The organism is Corynebacterium sp. HMSC034H07, assembly GCF_001815175.1.
Taxonomy (GTDB): Bacteria; Actinomycetota; Actinomycetes; order Mycobacteriales; family Mycobacteriaceae; genus Corynebacterium; species Corynebacterium hiratae.
Map to the genome: position 1 here is coordinate 58,242 of NZ_KV819482.1, position 15,273 is coordinate 73,514.

Annotated in this window: 12 protein-coding genes and 1 tRNA gene; 9 read left to right on the top strand and 4 right to left on the bottom strand. The window is 53.1% G+C overall.

The window, feature by feature from the left end; all coding sequences use genetic code 11:
* The 3 genes from HMPREF3009_RS00640 to HMPREF3009_RS00650 all read right to left on the bottom strand — a co-directional run.
* A partial coding sequence (locus tag HMPREF3009_RS00640) for a DUF4411 family protein (protein ID WP_070679394.1) occupies positions 1–429 on the bottom strand: 429 nt, incomplete at its 3' end.
* 1 nt (position 430) lies between these two features.
* Entirely contained in the window at positions 431–1,570 is a 1,140-nt protein-coding gene (locus tag HMPREF3009_RS00645) for an ImmA/IrrE family metallo-endopeptidase (protein WP_232760842.1), read from the bottom strand.
* Between the two features lie 213 nt (positions 1,571–1,783).
* Positions 1,784–1,856: transfer RNA gene (locus HMPREF3009_RS00650), tRNA-Asn, on the bottom strand.
* A gap of 197 nt (positions 1,857–2,053) precedes the next feature.
* Between HMPREF3009_RS00650 and HMPREF3009_RS00655 the strand changes: the two genes are divergently transcribed.
* Entirely contained in the window at positions 2,054–3,454 is a 1,401-nt protein-coding gene (locus HMPREF3009_RS00655; protein ID WP_070545408.1) for a glycosyltransferase, read from the top strand.
* Positions 3,455–3,462: 8 nt separating this feature from the next.
* On the opposite strand, the gene HMPREF3009_RS00660 is transcribed toward HMPREF3009_RS00655, so the two are convergent.
* Positions 3,463–4,350: a hypothetical protein gene (locus HMPREF3009_RS00660; protein WP_070545406.1), complete on the bottom strand. Its 888-nt coding sequence runs from the start codon at positions 4,348–4,350 to the stop codon at positions 3,463–3,465.
* A gap of 167 nt (positions 4,351–4,517) precedes the next feature.
* On the opposite strand from HMPREF3009_RS00660, the gene wecC reads away from it, so the two are divergent.
* From wecC to HMPREF3009_RS00695, 8 genes are all read left to right on the top strand, one after another.
* The gene (gene wecC, locus HMPREF3009_RS00665) at positions 4,518–5,783 is read left to right on the top strand and encodes a UDP-N-acetyl-D-mannosamine dehydrogenase (RefSeq protein WP_070545404.1); all 1,266 of its coding nucleotides are present in this window, start codon (positions 4,518–4,520) and stop codon (positions 5,781–5,783) included.
* Between the two features lie 58 nt (positions 5,784–5,841).
* On the top strand, positions 5,842–7,155 hold the full coding sequence (locus HMPREF3009_RS00670) for a glycosyltransferase family 4 protein (protein ID WP_070679398.1): 1,314 nt from the start codon (positions 5,842–5,844) through the stop codon (positions 7,153–7,155).
* A 20-nt stretch (positions 7,156–7,175) separates the two neighbouring features.
* Complete coding sequence (locus HMPREF3009_RS00675) at positions 7,176–7,754, top strand: hypothetical protein (protein WP_070679401.1); 579 nt, start codon at positions 7,176–7,178, stop codon at positions 7,752–7,754.
* Complete coding sequence (locus HMPREF3009_RS00680; protein ID WP_070679404.1) at positions 7,751–9,880, top strand: glycosyltransferase family 2 protein; 2,130 nt, start codon at positions 7,751–7,753, stop codon at positions 9,878–9,880. The genes HMPREF3009_RS00675 and HMPREF3009_RS00680 overlap by 4 nt, the downstream gene beginning before the upstream one ends.
* A gap of 165 nt (positions 9,881–10,045) precedes the next feature.
* Positions 10,046–10,891 carry an ABC transporter permease gene (locus HMPREF3009_RS00685; protein WP_070679407.1) on the top strand — a complete coding sequence of 282 codons (846 nt, stop codon included), beginning with the start codon at positions 10,046–10,048 and terminating at the stop codon, positions 10,889–10,891.
* Positions 10,875–11,861, top strand: coding sequence for an ABC transporter ATP-binding protein (locus HMPREF3009_RS00690; RefSeq protein ID WP_070679410.1), 987 nt, complete (start codon positions 10,875–10,877; stop codon positions 11,859–11,861). Before HMPREF3009_RS00685 ends, HMPREF3009_RS00690 begins: the two co-directional genes overlap by 17 nt.
* A 76-nt stretch (positions 11,862–11,937) precedes the next feature.
* Complete coding sequence (locus tag HMPREF3009_RS13375; protein WP_158010553.1) at positions 11,938–12,843, top strand: hypothetical protein; 906 nt, start codon at positions 11,938–11,940, stop codon at positions 12,841–12,843.
* A complete protein-coding gene (locus tag HMPREF3009_RS00695) occupies positions 12,843–15,017 on the top strand; it encodes a glycosyltransferase family protein (RefSeq protein WP_070679413.1) in 2,175 nt (724 codons plus the stop codon). The genes HMPREF3009_RS13375 and HMPREF3009_RS00695 overlap by 1 nt, the downstream gene beginning before the upstream one ends.
* Positions 15,018–15,273 lie beyond the last annotated feature (256 nt).

Consider the following 15,273-nt stretch of genomic DNA (forward strand, 5'->3'; position numbering starts at 1 on the left):
ATGATCGGCGACATCAGGGATCTTGACGTGTTTCCGTGAATCAGGGGCTGCGCGCACCTCATTGGTCACAATGGTTGCGTCGTGCCTGAGAGCGGAAGCTATCAACCACGAATCCGCTGCGTCCATGAACACGTTGACAGCCCTGTCCTTGTATCGTGGTTGACGTTCGTTCGCGACCCAGCGAACCACATCCGTATAAAACGCAAGCTCTTTGTCGTCGGTGCTCACGATGTATTGCGGATCTATGTGTTTCAGATACCAATCAAGAGTTGGATCCTTCCACTCTTTCATTTCCTTATCGACGGTCTTGTGGAAATAGGAATCACCCCTGAAAATCGGTTCTTCAAGCTGAACCCACAAAGAGGGAAACACATCGCGTGGATAGACAGATGCTACTGTCCCGATAAAGTTCGTGTCGATTAAATACACGCTAACTGGCCCTCCATTCAGCAGAGGGGGAGTGCGCAATAAGCTTACTTAGGCTGTCAGCAGTTGCGGCTCCAAGGAGTTGAGCAGCTTCCTTCTGTGGAATCTTCCCTGCAACAGCTGCGTAGGTTACGGCATCGAAGAATCGGTTTCCCACGCGGGCTTTTACCACACGGTGCCGCGCCGGGCCGCCTTTATTTGACGAGGAGTCCGTGGCTTGGATTGGCTGCGACGCAACGAGAGGGAAGAGCGCGGAAGCCTCACTCCTATCAATGACGTTGAGGTGCACCAGTCTCCACAGGGCGGCTTCTTGGCTCATCCCTGACTTGCGGGAAAGAGCTTTGACGCTATCGAATGAGGAATCACTTGGTGAAACCGTGCTCAAGACGAGCGGAGTTGGGGCAAGGAAACTTGCAGCGAATCGATTGCACCAACGCTCAATATCGCGACTTTCCCCGTGATCTGAAATTCCCGGCTGGCCTAGAACCACGTGTCCTAGTTCGTGCGAAAGGCTGAAAAGCTGGGCTGTCTTGCTGTCGCGGGTGTTGATAAATATCAGAGCATAGGGTGCTTGGATAAGCGTGAACCCACGAAACTCATCGATGCTCAGCGGACGGGTGGTGCTGCTCTCGACAATTGAATTGCGAGACACCAAAATACCTGAGTTCTCAAGAGTCGCACAGAGGGTTTTCACTTTGTCAGGGCCTTGCAAAAAAGTGTCTGCCGCAAGCCCTAGTACTTCTCTTGTTCGATCGGCTATAGCTTCTGGGGTTTTATTAGTGTCAGCGCATCCGAGGAAGGAAGGACCACCAACGCCCTCTTCCTCGGCAAAATCGGCGTACCAATCAAGGCGGGATTCCGAAGCAGCCAAGGTTTCCTCAAGGTTCGGGCTGAAGGTCTCAAGAGAGAGGTTTCGAACTGTCCGAAAATCCGGAACGGAAATCCTAGGCTCGCTAGGGGTTTGCAGGAGAAGACGGCCGAAAGGAATCTTAGCTTTCTTGGCGAGGTCCTGCGCCTGATTCAAAGTTGGCTGCGAAGTATTTTCAACCCATTCCCTAATCCGCGGAAAATCCTTCACCAGCTCGTCGAGACTCAGACCAGTCCGTTCAATTGCCCAATCGAGCACAGCGGGCTCAATGGTCACTCGTACTGTCGTCATTGTCCCTCTTAGGTTTCTTCTGCTTGAAAGCTTGTTGCGTTGTGGATGGGGCACTTCGTTGTGATGGGTACAGCTTAGTGGAAGCTTGGAGGGCAAGCACGGGTTTGCGAGGCCGTTGGGGCCAACCGGGGGACATTTGAAAACGAGAGCACCCCCACCAGTTAGCATAAAAGCAGGTCGGTGGGGGTGATTTATGTGCTCCTCCAACTGGGCTCGAACCAGTGACCCTTCGATTAACAGTCGAATGCTCTGCCAACTGAGCTATGGAGGAATATGTGTGGGTTGCTTGAACAAAGGCTTGCTCGCTGCAACGAGATGTAACTATATAAGGTCTGCAGTGATGATTACAAATCGCCAGCACAAGCCGCTTTTTCAAGCGTCCCAGTGTGGCGGCTTTCAGGCCCACCTCCAAGCAAAGCTAGACTGTCCGTCAGATATCACTCGCAGGGAAGAGGTAGAGGTTTCTTCATGTTTGTTGGACACACTCGCTTTAGTCTCTTCGTCCCCGATTCGGCGTCGTGGCGAGCAAGCAATGAACAGACTGGGTTCTCGGAAGACGAGTACCGCGACTACCTCTACGACGATGCACGCCTGTCGTTGCGTACGGACATTTTCCTCAACCACACCGTGCCAACACTTGCTAAGGCCGCCGAAGGCTTCAATGTGAAGCACATTGTCTCCTTCTCTAAGTCTTTACCGCAGAAATTCAAGGAGCAGCTGCAGGAGGCAGCGCACAATTTCGACATATTGCACCTCGATGAGCTTCCTGATGGTGATAGCGGGTGGACAGCGGTGCGTCGCTACGTTCAAGAAATTGGGTTTAAGGGAACGTTTGGGCGCTACCGGCTAGACGACGATGACGTCTTGTCCGCTCACTATTTCCAAACCACTGCGCCCTATATCAAGCCGGAGTTTGAAGGCATGCTCGTCAGCATGCCGCTCGGCATTGAAGCGGTCTATGCGGATGGTCAGTTCTTCCACCTGCGCGAGGCCCACACACCGATGAATTCGATGGGTTTAATGTCTATCTGCTCCGTGAAGGAAGACGGGTCCGTTGTGGAACCCCAAAGCGGGCCACACGATAAATCAGACCGCTATGCGCCGGTCATTTTGGATGCCTCCCAAGTGGGCTATTTGCGGGCTATTCACGCAGGGCAAGACAATGCTATGCGCCATGATCCGGGCGTGGTCATGGCGCGCCTCATGGAGAACATGGCTGCGTTCCCCCCATTTACGGATGTCGCTGCCCTTGAGGCGGGCTTTCCCACGGTGGCCAAGCAGATGCAGAGCACAAGCACACCGCTAAATATTGATGACACCGTTGGCAGCGGCCAGCACTACCTTCTTCAGCCCGCCAGCGGAGATGTCAGCTTCGTCATCCACGGGGAGTCGAATGATGAGCTCGATAATGAGCTCCTTGTGAGCTTGTGGATTGAGGATTCCCGTGGGCGACGCGTCCCCTCTTACAAAACAGTCGAGGGCTTTGCTGCCTCCAATAACCCAAGCATCGGGCACTTCGCGTACGTTCCCACAGAGAACGGAACCTTTCGGACTTTAGTGAGCCTTCATTTAGAGCACGGCTATATCCTCCGCGGCTTCCGGATTCTGGCACAAAGCGAGCGAGCCGAGGGAGTTCGGGTCAAAAAACTCGTCATGCAGCAGCGAGGCGGGAAGGCGCGCTTCGTCAGCCAGGAGAACTGGAATTCAGCGCGAAGCCAAGGCGTGCGTGGGCTAGTTGACCAAGCCATCGACAGCGTTTATCAGAATCGGACCAGCATCGTGGCGAACGTGCGCAGCGTTCTCGGGGAGGACCGTGCTAACAAAGTGATCGCGCGCTTGGACCAGCTGAACAAGAAGCTACGCAACTAGGGGCGGCCCTAGTCTGAGCCGGCAAACATCTCGTCCTCGAAGAGGCGCTCCCAATCGCCAGCTAGTGATGCTGCGTAGCCGAGAATTCCGGTAAGAAGCATTTGTGGGGCAGGGGCGTGCCCTTCGCCCCAATCTCCGAGGAGAAGCCTCCACTGCTGAGGGTGCTCAGCCACTGCTTGGGACCACGGCAGGTAATGCTGGGTGTAGTGCAACTCATCATCCTTGTTCTGAAGGTAAGCCACGTAGTTCTCGAAACCCTTGCCGTATTCAGTAACCAAGTCAAAGGTCATGGTGGTCTTGGAAAGCTTCCGGCTACTCCAACACTTTTTGCGGTACGCCTTTACCTGTGGTTCAAGGTAGCGCCCGATATGGGTTTGGGGGTTTGACACCACGGCCAATGAACCGGGGAAGCGGCGCGAGAAATACAGCGCGGCAAATCCACCGGCTGATGCCCCGAAAAAAATTGTCTTCTGGCCCACCTCCTGGGCCGGCACATCAGAGTGAAAGCTAGCGAGAATATGAGTCAGGCAGGAAGTAAGGTCCTCCTGAAATGGGCGTGACTCATCCCCTGTGAACCACCCAATACTTGCGCCCCGATCCAGCGAGGGATCGGAGATATACACCACGTTCGCATCAACGCCTTCAACCATCTGCCTCCCAATGAAGACAGGGAGAGAGGTCTTCGCTGGGTCGATGGCCGCGTGAAACAGCACGATAGTGACATCGGCGCCACGATCCTCAACGAGCACATCCATGAATGCAGCGCCGTAGCGAATCGATATGGCCTCAGCTTCCTCGGGAGAGCTGGCGGGCACGGGGGAGCTGAGAAACTCCTCGACAGAGTCGAAAAAAGTCGTTGAAGCGCCATAGCGCGCGTAGTTTCTCCTGAGTGCCATAGCCGCCTACTGTAGTCGCACACGCAGCACACCTGGGAAATGCTCACGCAGGGACGCAGGAATGAAATATGGGGTGAGACAAAACACCGACATCGGCCCATTCGACCGCAAGCCGGTAACCGTCACCGTGCTACCGTAATTGGCAGCGAATTAATAGAAAGGCGGACATGGTTCCGAGCAAAACCGATTCCCGTGCCTTTGGCAAGGTCAGCGTCGTTGGTCTTGGCTACATCGGCCTTCCTACCGCGGCGTTCATAGCTTCCAAGGGAATCCCCGTAGTCGGCATCGACGTGAATCAGGATGCCGTGGACAGCATCAACGCCGGCACGGTGCCTTTCTTCGAACCAGGCTTCGGGGAGCTGCTTGCAAGAGTCGTCGAGGATGGAACTCTATCGGCCCAGACGGAACAGATCGATGCCGATGCCTACATTGTCTGCGTTCCCACTCCATTTCGTGAGGACCACAGCGTAGACACCAAGTACATTCGTGCGGCATCCGAAGCGCTTGCTCCTTACCTGAAACCCGGTGCACTTGTAGTGCTCGAGTCCACCTCACCTCCTGGAACCACGGAGGATATGGCCAAGCACCTCGTTGAGCTGCGCCCTGACCTGTCCCTCAATGACGAGGATGAGAACGCCATCTTTGTCGCCCACTGCCCAGAGCGCGTTCTTCCCGGCAAGATCATGGAGGAGATGGAAAACAATGACCGCGTCATCGGCGGCCTGACTCCGAAGGGGGCCCAACTCGCCCGTGACCTCTACGCCACCTTCTGCACCGCGGACCTTCTTCTCACGAATGCCACGACCGCTGAGATGGCGAAGCTCACGGAAAACTCCTTCCGCGATGTCAATATCGCCTTTGCTAACGAGCTTTCCCTCATCTGTGACCGTCTCGGAATCGATGTCTGGGAGCTCATCGAGCTGGCAAACCACCACCCGCGCGTCAACATCTTGCAGCCTGGGCCAGGCGTGGGCGGACACTGCATCGCCGTGGACCCGTGGTTCATCGTCTCCGCTGCACCCGAAGAGGCAAAGCTCATCCACACGGCGCGCAACGTCAATGACGGCAAGCCGGAGTGGGTCATCGACCAAGTTCTCAAGGCCCTTGAAGGAAAAGATAATCCCGTCGTTGCTGCCCTCGGCATCGCCTTCAAGAACGATATCGATGACCTGCGTGAATCGCCGTCCCTCGAGATCGTCAAACGCCTAGGCGTGGATAACCCGCAGCTAGATATCCGCGTTGTTGAGCCCAACGTGGAGACATTGCCATCGGTGCTGAACAATCTTTCAAACCTGACGAAGCAGGACACAGAGGAAGCCATCGCGGCTGCCGACGTCGTCCTCCTTCTGGTCAACCACCGACAGTTCGTCGGTCTTGATCAATCTCTGCTCGAGGGCAAGACTGTCATCGATACCAAGGGCATTTGGCGCTAAATTAAGCGGTTAGACTAGCCACTCACCATCACTTGAAAGCCAGGAGGCAGCACGAAGCGTGAGGATTCTCGTTCTCTCTCAATACTGGGCTCCCGAGAATGGAGTTCCGCAGCGCCGCTGGTCGTGGTTGTCCAAAATTCTTGTCCAGGCCGGGCATGAAGTCCTCGTCATCGCGCCACCACCGCATTATCAGCGCCGCCTCGGGCTCAAGCAGTGGTTCTCGAGGAAGAACATCCTCGGTGCGAACGAGCTAGAAACCGGAACCTCCGGCGAGAAGATTCTGCGCTCGGGTTTCTTTCCAGCTGGTCCCTCGCTAACGCACCGCATCCTTAACCAGGCCTCAGTAGCTGGCTCAATGCTGTTTATGCAAGCGACTAAGCGCAAGCAGCTCAAGAGCTTCAAACCAGATCTGGTTATCGGCACCGTCCCGGCCCTTCCCACGGCTGTCGTTACGCAGTTCGTTGCCAGAATTCTCCACACTCCCTACATCATCGATCTCCGTGATGCGTGGCCGGAGCTGCTGAAAGAAAAAGGCGACTGGAATTCAGGAACAGGCAAACGCTCTATTCGTGAGATTATCCTGACTAAGGGCCCCTTCCAACTGCTCACGGCGCTGACCGAGCGTGCCATGAACCACGCCCTTCACCGCGCGGATGGCATCATGACGACTTCGCAGGATCTTACTGAGTATATGGAGAAAGACGATGCGGATAGGGGAGCGGAAGGCAAGCGCCACATCCGGACGGTGCGTAATGTATTTCCCCCCAAGACCGAATTCATCGCTAGTGACAAGTCGCAGCGTTCCTCTTCAGAGCTTAATGTTCTGTACGCCGGAACTGTGGGGCGTGCACAGAAAATCGATAATGCGGTGAAGGCCGTGAAGATCGCACAAGACCGCGGTTACACTATCAATCTGCGCATCGTCGGCGACGGTGCTACGTGGCATGCCACAAAAGCTACGATGGAAGCTCTCGGCATTAACGCGACTATCGAGCATCGAGTGCCTGCTGACGAACTGCAGATTATCTACGAATGGGCGGATACGGCTCTAGTCCACCTGACCGATTGGGAGCCACTCAACCGCACGGTGCCGTCCAAGACCTATGAGTTGATGTCCTTAGGTGTCCACACCACTGCAGTGGTGCAGGGGGAAGCGGCCCGAATCGTTGAGGATCTCGGTGCAGGAATCGTGGTGCCACCAGAGAATCCCGAGGCGCTTGCGGAGGCATGGACAACGCTTATCGACGATCGCTCGAAGCTCACCGTTTCCCAGTCTGGGCGCAAGTGGGTCGCCAGCCAGCGCGATGAGGTAGTACCCGAAGCCCTACTGGGAATCGTCACCACCGTGACCGGACAGCAGGCCAAGGCGTAGCGTGGGAAGAAGGAACACCAGTGCGTATTTCGTCTCTTAAGAGTTTTCCTCCCGTGGACTCCGACTACGCTGTGCTGTTGGAATCCTCTGAAATTCCCCACGTTTTGCCCCCGGCTGCAGGCTCGGTAACTTTCTGCTTCACTAGGGACCAACTCGCAGATGTCGATCCTCTTCCAGTAGTGCTGTTAGACATTCAACCGGATATGGCTATGGATATCCTTCGGAGCTATGTGGATACGGGCCGCCGCATCGAGTATTGGTCTCCACGAACGGATTCGTCGAATCTTCGCCAGCTCGTCGCAGATTACACCGGCGAGCACATGTCCGTTGCCGGGGTCAACCTCAGTGATGGCTGGGTTCAAGTGCGTATTGAGCAGGCGAAGAATGGGGACCGCTCTAGTGAGGATTGGCTTGAAGGGCTTACGGTTGCTGCGACTCCGTCCACGGCTCCTCAAGAGCCGGTCACTCCTGCCGCAACCGCCGTGACATTGCGAAGCTTACTCATTTCGCGAGTCACGCCTCTGGCTAAGCCTTTCAAAAAGTACTTGCCGAGTTCAATAGTAATTCTGATGTATAAGGTTCTGGAGAGAATTCGATGAGCTTCTATGATCCTGGTATTTCAGTTGTCATCCCGTCCTTCGTCTCTGGTGGCGTGGACACAGACGGAACGAATCTTGTAGAGATGAACCTCTATTCTGCTCTCGCTTCGCTTGCAAAGCAGAGCATTAGGAAAGATCTCGTCGAAGTCCTCCTCATACTCAACGGCGACGGAGTTTCTTCAACACAAGCAAGCACTTCGCGCGAATTTGACCAAGGACTCACTAGCCAGTTTCCCGAGTTGAACATACGAATACTGCGCAGTCTTACCCCAGGGGCCGGTCGTGCTCGTAACCTTGGCATAGCATCCGCACGCCGACGTTTCATCACGTTCCTCGATGATGATGATGTTCTTCAACCACGCTACCTCGAATCAGGCCTCAAAGAGGCCGATGACGGGGTGGTCACTCTCTCGCCTATCGTTGACACCATTGACGGTCACTCTTTCCGGGATAATTCGCTCAACGCCCGAATTACGGCATTGCGTGGTACCACTGCTCCGATCGCTTCCGCTCCGTGGGTTATGGGCTTTAATGCCAGCAAAATCATCCCCACGGAGATAGCTCAGAAGTACCGTTACGATGAGTTGCTTCGTTCAGGCGAGGATGTGGCGTATTTTGCGCACCTACTTGAGATCCCAGGACTGCTCTTACACACGCCGAAGGTAGGGGAGAGCTCCGCCTATGTGCGCACACTTCGCCCTGATTCGGTGTCGCGCCAGCGCGAAAGCTTCGATTTTAACGTCACCCAGCGTCTTGAATGCATTGCACAGCTTCGCACAATCAATGAAGCTGACCCGAAGCACCGCGCTCTCCACACACTCGAAGAAGCACAGTTCGGGTTCGTCAAAAGTTACCTCCAGGCACATCCTGACGATACCCAGCGAGCTATCGATACCGCAGTGGCTGTCGGCGTTCCCGGTTTGGACTGGGAAGGCCTACGCCGAGAAAAAGCGAACCGGCTGGTTTTCTCTTATTGCTTCCCCCCGTACGCGGATACCTCAGCCAATGTCACGGCAAAAGTCATCAGAAATGACGCGGAGCTGGTGGACGTCTACTATGCCGATATGGAGCGTGTCCGGGGACGTGACGAGTCGACGAGGCTAATTGTCGATCCGTTCCTCGTGCACGCCGACGAGATCGATGTTGTGCCGTCTTTCGCTCATTGGGGCGCAATCTGCTCCTACGCGCGCCAAGCCGCACGTAAAGCAACGAAACGCGCTAAAGTTCAAGGCGGATATGACTCGATGTACTCGCGCGCCCTCTGGTCCGGTTCCCACGTTGCTGCCGCTCTTTTCAAAGGCAAACATCCTGGAACGCGGTGGGAAGCAGAATTCTCGGATCCATTGAGTGTCGGTGTCGACGGTACGCCCCGCTCAGGTGAACTCACGCGAGGAGTGACTACCTACCGGCTGAAGATGATGGTAGAGCGTTCCGATTGGCGCGAAATATCGTATTCAACGCACTTCGAGCTCACTGAGCTTGTCACACTGCTGTACGCCGATGAGGTCATTTTCACCAACGAGAATCAGCAGCGGGTGATGTTAGAGCGTTATCCGGAGGACCTACAAAGCTTTGTCCGCTCTAAATCGACGATTCGCCATCATGCAGTACCCACGGAAGAGATGTATCACCTAGTGGAAGCGGACTACGAGCTTGACTCAAAACGCATTAATATCGGCTACTTCGGAAACTTTTACGCAAATCGAGGAATCGGCGATGTCCTTACCTCACTAGAGCATCATCCTCATGCTGATGAGTTTCTTCTTCACATTTTTACCTCAAAGCCCGAGCAACTTACCCGCGAATTATGGACCCATCCAGCGTTCAGCCGACTTCGTATCAACGGGTACATGCCGTACCTTACATTTCTCAACGTAGCCACTCACTTCGATGCACTGGTGGTGAATGACACTGATACGGGTGGATCGACCTTCACTGTGAATCCTTTTTTGCCTTCAAAATACGCTGACTACGTCGGTAGCGGGGCAGCAGTGTGGGGTATCACGGTGGACGAATCGCCGCTCTCGAGGCTTCCGCTTACATTCTCATCGGCGGCAGGTGACATAGAACAAGCTCGCAGTGTTCTCGACGAACTTCTCAGGCAGGCTAGGTACAATGCCCGTTAGCAATTCTCGGCCTACACATTGCAGACCGCGAGTATTGACGCTGATTCTTCAACAACTGATCTGGAAGGGCTGATGCATTTGGCACGGCATACATGGCGAAGCTCCAAGACTTCGCAGAGAGGAGTCGAAGACCTCAACGTACAAGTTGCGAAACACCAAGGCCGAGTGCAGATTGTTAACCCGGAAGGTCTGCATCCACTTGCCACACGACCGCCGCTGCGTGAGTACATTTCACAGCTGTGGGCACGCCGCTTCTTCATCGTTGCAGATGCGAGAGCAAAGGCACTCCGTACGACGCGTGACTACCGCCTGTGGCAATTGTGGCTTGTCTTGAATCCTCTTTTTGATGTGGCGTTGTACGGATTCCTTTTCGGCATGCTTTTGAAGACTTCACGGGGTATCGAGAACTTCATTGGCTTCCTGTTTATCGGCATCATTTTCATGTCGATGATGACGGGGCTCATGAATTCCGGTATTAGCCTCATGCAGTCCTCTCGATCGATGATCCGAGCGTTTCAGTTTCCTAGGGCTTCGATTCCGTTCTCGACTACATTGCGCTCGATGATCGATAACGTGTTGCCCGCCATTGTGGCGCTGATAGCGGCGTTTCTTTTTCAGTGGGGAACGGGCCCCTCGTGGACCCTGATCTTCGTCATTCCGTTGTTCCTTTTAATCCACGTTTTTGGATGCGGGCTAATGATGATCACCGCGCGCCTCACCGCCCAGGTCCCGGAAGCGAAGACAATACTGGGCCTTTTGACCCGCGGATTGTTCTTCTTATCTGGCGTGATGTTTTCTATCGATAGATTTGCCGAGCATTCAGCCGTTCACCAAATAATGACTGCCAACCCCTGCTATATTTTCCTCACCGCAGTCCGAGATTCCTCGATTTATCGCACCGCTCCAAGCCTTTCGACCTGGGGAGAACTTCTGGCATGGAGTTTAGGTGCATTTGTGCTTGGCTTCATTTTCTTCTGGAGAGCGGAGGATAAATATGTTCGACTCGTCTAAGCTTCCTCCCGCGCCAGGCGAATACTTCGAAGCCCAAAAGGACCTTGAGGATCAGTCTGCCGACCAAGACGTTCAAGAAACTTCTGAATCCTCGAGCGAGGTGACTACGGATACGGCTCAGATGCAATCCGTTCCAGACATCAATTATGTGGAGCGAGCCAACGTCGTCGTAGACAACGTGTCCAAACGATATGTAATTAGTCAGGGGCGCTCCTCAGACGCCAGTATGACTCGTGTCAGCCGGGGAAAAACAGTAGTCGATGCTATTGTCGATGCTTCACTCATTGCGTTACCCGGCGAATCAATCGGCATCATCGGTCTAAATGGCTCCGGAAAATCGACGCTTCTCAGCATGATTGCTGGCGGCTTGGCGCCGACCTCAGGCCGTATTCTAACTCGCTCTCAACCCACACTTATGGGGGTCTCACCTGCACTGCAGCCTGATCTTTCCGGAGAACACAACATTTACTTGGGTTGTTTGGCGTTGGGGATGAGTCGAAGCGATGCAAAAGAACAAATTGGCGAGATCGCCGAGTGGACAGAACTGGGAGATGCAATAAAGAGACCCATGAAGACCTACTCTTCCGGTATGTCTGCTCGGTTATCTTTTGCGATTTCCACTGCCGTTCGTCCGGAAATTCTCATGATCGACGAAGCTCTTTCGACCGGTGATGCTGCATTCGGTGCCAAGGCGAGTGCGCGAATGCGGGAGCTCCTCGAACGAGCCGGCAATTTATTCTTGGTTTCGCACGCAATTAAAGAGATTGAACGCAACTGTGATCGGGCTATTTGGATTTCAAAGGGACGTATTATTGCCGACGGGCCTACTGATGTTGTTGCTCCGAAGTATCACGAATGGGCCAAGTTTATGGGGCGGGAGGATAAGCAGCCAGCGCATGATTACCTTGCTGAGGTAACAACGTCGTATAAGCCGCCAATGGTCCTTCTGGAAAATCCAATCAAAGTTTAAGAGTTCGACCTTTGCTTGTCGGATTAGGGCTACTTTAAATGCAGAGCAATTCTATTTATTCAGGGGTATCGACTATATGAGTCTCGATTTTTTTCGCCGTGGAAGAGGACTGGCTAGCCTCGTCGGGCTGGCATCGCTTCTTCTCATTGGTGCTATCGTAATTAGCGATACTAATGTCAGTAAGGCGTTCCTAGTCGCTGCGGTAGTTATCGGCCTTATCTTTGCCGCAATGGCTATTTCGGCAAGTAAAAGGTCGGAGGGGCTTACTAAGGAAGCACTACGACGCCATACACGTTTGGCGACACAAGTTCAGCAACTTTCCTCAGCCGCAATGAAACAACAACGACGTACTGAACGTGAGCCATTGGAATCGATTACGTCGGCTCTCACCAACTCACCCGACGAGATTAGCGTATTTGCTCCATCTACAATCCCTGCCTCAAGAATCATCGGGCGCCCTACGGCGCACACTGCTGGACGTCTCGCAGCTGATCAGACCATGGATATAGATAGCACTGAGATACTCGATGCGTTGATGAGGGCGTCAGCTGATGCTTGGACACGTAAGATAGAGCTGATTGGCTCCAGACGACTCGAAGCTTCGCTTTGCAGAGTTGCGGACGTAAAGAGAATTTTTGCACCGCACCTTTTGGGGAAACCTCCAAAAGACACTAGTTACTTAGTAATCGAAGAGAACGAATTTGAGCACGGGGCTTGGTCTGGGCTCCTTTCAACACAAAAGACCTCTAGTTTCCTTAGTCTGGTTGAGCATATAACTGAAGCTAAAGAAAACGGAACAGTTGTTATAGTTTGCCCAAGCGACACCTCGAATCACTTTACTGACGACCTGCGGCAACGAGCTACCGTGGTTTTGGCAAAAGGACCTGCTAATTGGAACTGGGAAGCAGACCTCCACGCTCCGGTATTTCGGGCGCTTCTTCCAACTCACGAAAAGGTATGTGACGAAAAAGGGAGTAACTAATGAATGCAGTGATTGTTTACGGAGATGTTAGCCCCAACGTTATTGACGGGTCGTCCATCTGGTTGATGTCGATTTCTGAAGTGCTTTCTGATGTATTTGATGAAGTTCATCTTCTACTTAAGAATCATCCCCAGAATCGAACTTTGATATCTTCGGTTGATAGGATTGAGAACATTTTTGTGCATGCGCCAGAAGGAATACCTCAGGACGCCGCGCTCGACACAAAGACAGCAGCCGAATTGGTTGAGAGACTCGCTGAGAAGACAAAAGCACGTGCTATCGTGACAAGGGGGTTTCAGGCGGGTTACGATTTTAGCCTCAATGAGGCGATATCTCCGAAGCTCTGGTCGTATGTTACCGATTTACCTTTTCCCCCAAAGCAAATATCGAAAATCAATCTCCAACGTTTGAAGCACATTGCTTCGCATTCCTGTAGGGTCTTTGCTCAGACGGAAGCAGCCCGCTCATATTGGGAAGCCTTGGTTCCGGAATCCGCCGGGAAGGTTCTTCTTATTCCACCAATGATCCCCGATTATGCTTTTGATGATGAGGGGAATCTGCATAAAGACTTAGCAAATAAAGTAAGAATCGTGTATGCAGGTAAGCTAGCACGTGAATGGCGTACTCTCGAAATGCTCAGCCTTCCAAAAGCACTTAGGGATTTAGGTATCGATGCGCAGCTCGATGTTGTCGGTGCGAAGTTTAACAAGTCAAAAAGTGATCCTCTTTGGGTTGGCAGAATGCGACAAGCACTTGAAGAATTAAGTGCCGATCCTAAAAGTGGCGTCACTTGGCATGGGGCACTTCCTCGGGAAGAATCCATCGAGCAGATCAAGAAGGCTGATCTCGGGTTCGGCTGGCGCACAGTTGAACTTGATTCGAGCCTGGAGATCTCGACTAAAGCCTTGGAATATGGCGCGGCCGGCGCGGCACCGATTATCAATGAAACCGAGGATCATCAACAACTTTGGGGCGAGGACTACCCGTTCTTTGTTCGGGCGAATGATGATATTACGGCCGTAGCGGACAAAGTGGCTAAAGGCCTTTCAAAACTGAGAATAGCGCAGCAACGAGCAGAGGTGGCTAGTAGATTTTTTTCAATGGGAGAAGCCCGAAAACGGTTCAAGTCGTACTTTAAACGCGCTGGTGCTCTTTCTAATGACACGACGTTGAAGACGGCCGAGAGGCGCCATCTTGTCGTGGCTTCCCATGATCTAAAATTCATGGGCGAGTTGATGGACTTTTTATGCCGAAATCCGCGATTTGAGGTTCGGCAAGATAAGTGGTCCACCCTTCATAACCATGACTCCGAAGCGAGCAATGAGTTGGCAGAATGGGCAGATACAGTGTTCTGTGAGTGGGCAGGACCTTCACTCGCGTGGTATTCTAACCAGCTTCCTTCTGAAACGAAACTGGTCTCAAGGTTGCACCGCTTTGAGCTGAATGGACCATGGATGAAGGACGTAAAATGGGACAACGTTGACAAAATGATTTTCGTTTCAGATTGGGTGCGAAACCAAGCGATCGAGAAATTCGGTTTGTCCGAAAAACAAACCATGACACTGCCAAATACTGTCGACATATGTGATTTTGATAGGCCGAAGACAAAAAGTGCGCCCTTCACGCTCGGCTTGTTGGGGATGGTTCCATTTTTGAAGAGACCGGATCGAGCGCTTGACATACTCGAAGAGTTGGTTTCTATAGATGATCGCTATACGCTACGTATCAAAGGCCGCATGCCTTGGGAGTACCCGCATGTCTGGAATAATTCCGTAGAGAAACAACTCTACCTCGACTTTTTTGAGCGAATTGCGCGGAGTTCCCTTCTGCAAGAACACGTCGTCTTCGATTCTTTTAGCGCCGACATTGCTTCTTGGTATCGTGGTATTGGGTTTATCCTATCACCTAGCGAACTTGAGAGTTTTCATCTCGCCCCGGCAGAGGGAATGGCTGCTAGGTCGATACCGGTATTTTGGGAACGTGAAGGAGTCGAAGAGGTTTTTGGCAACTTCTCGCAGTGCAACACGCCTGAAAAACGCATTGAGCTCGTCCTGGCCGGTCGGCGTAATCGTGAGTTTGTCGAGATGGGGATAGCCGCTCATGAGTACGCAAAAAGGTGGGATATCATTTCGGTAATGCCGCAATGGGATTGTTTGCTTGCTAACCTGTCTTGAGTACAGTCGGGGAAGTTACAGTGATGCTGTTGCAAGGATCAAGCCGGGAAAGCAACTAGATAAGGGAGCGCTTAGCCCATTTGAGATTACCACTCGTTTAGTGGACACCCTATTTGTACGGATCTTGTGTCCGTAAGAGAGGATGTTCATTGTGAGTCAACAGCGCAAGAAATACACGCCGGAGTACCGGCGTGAGGCCGCAAACCTGGTAGTCGAGTCAGAGCGACCGATCGCTCATGTGGCTAAGGAAATCGGT

Bases quoted from the DNA above. Each gene is read 5' to 3' on its own strand.
- HMPREF3009_RS00655 (WP_070545408.1), top strand. From the start codon at position 2,054: ATGTTTGTTGGACACACTCGCTTTAGTCTCTTCGTCCCCGATTCGGCG.
- HMPREF3009_RS00660 (WP_070545406.1), bottom strand. From the start codon at position 4,350: ATGGCACTCAGGAGAAACTACGCGCGCTATGGCGCTTCAACGACTTTT.
- wecC (WP_070545404.1), top strand. From the start codon at position 4,518: ATGGTTCCGAGCAAAACCGATTCCCGTGCCTTTGGCAAGGTCAGCGTC.
- HMPREF3009_RS00680 (WP_070679404.1), top strand. From the start codon at position 7,751: ATGAGCTTCTATGATCCTGGTATTTCAGTTGTCATCCCGTCCTTCGTC.
- HMPREF3009_RS00690 (WP_070679410.1), top strand. From the start codon at position 10,875: ATGTTCGACTCGTCTAAGCTTCCTCCCGCGCCAGGCGAATACTTCGAA.
- HMPREF3009_RS13375 (WP_158010553.1), top strand. From the start codon at position 11,938: ATGAGTCTCGATTTTTTTCGCCGTGGAAGAGGACTGGCTAGCCTCGTC.
- HMPREF3009_RS00695 (WP_070679413.1), top strand. From the start codon at position 12,843: ATGAATGCAGTGATTGTTTACGGAGATGTTAGCCCCAACGTTATTGAC.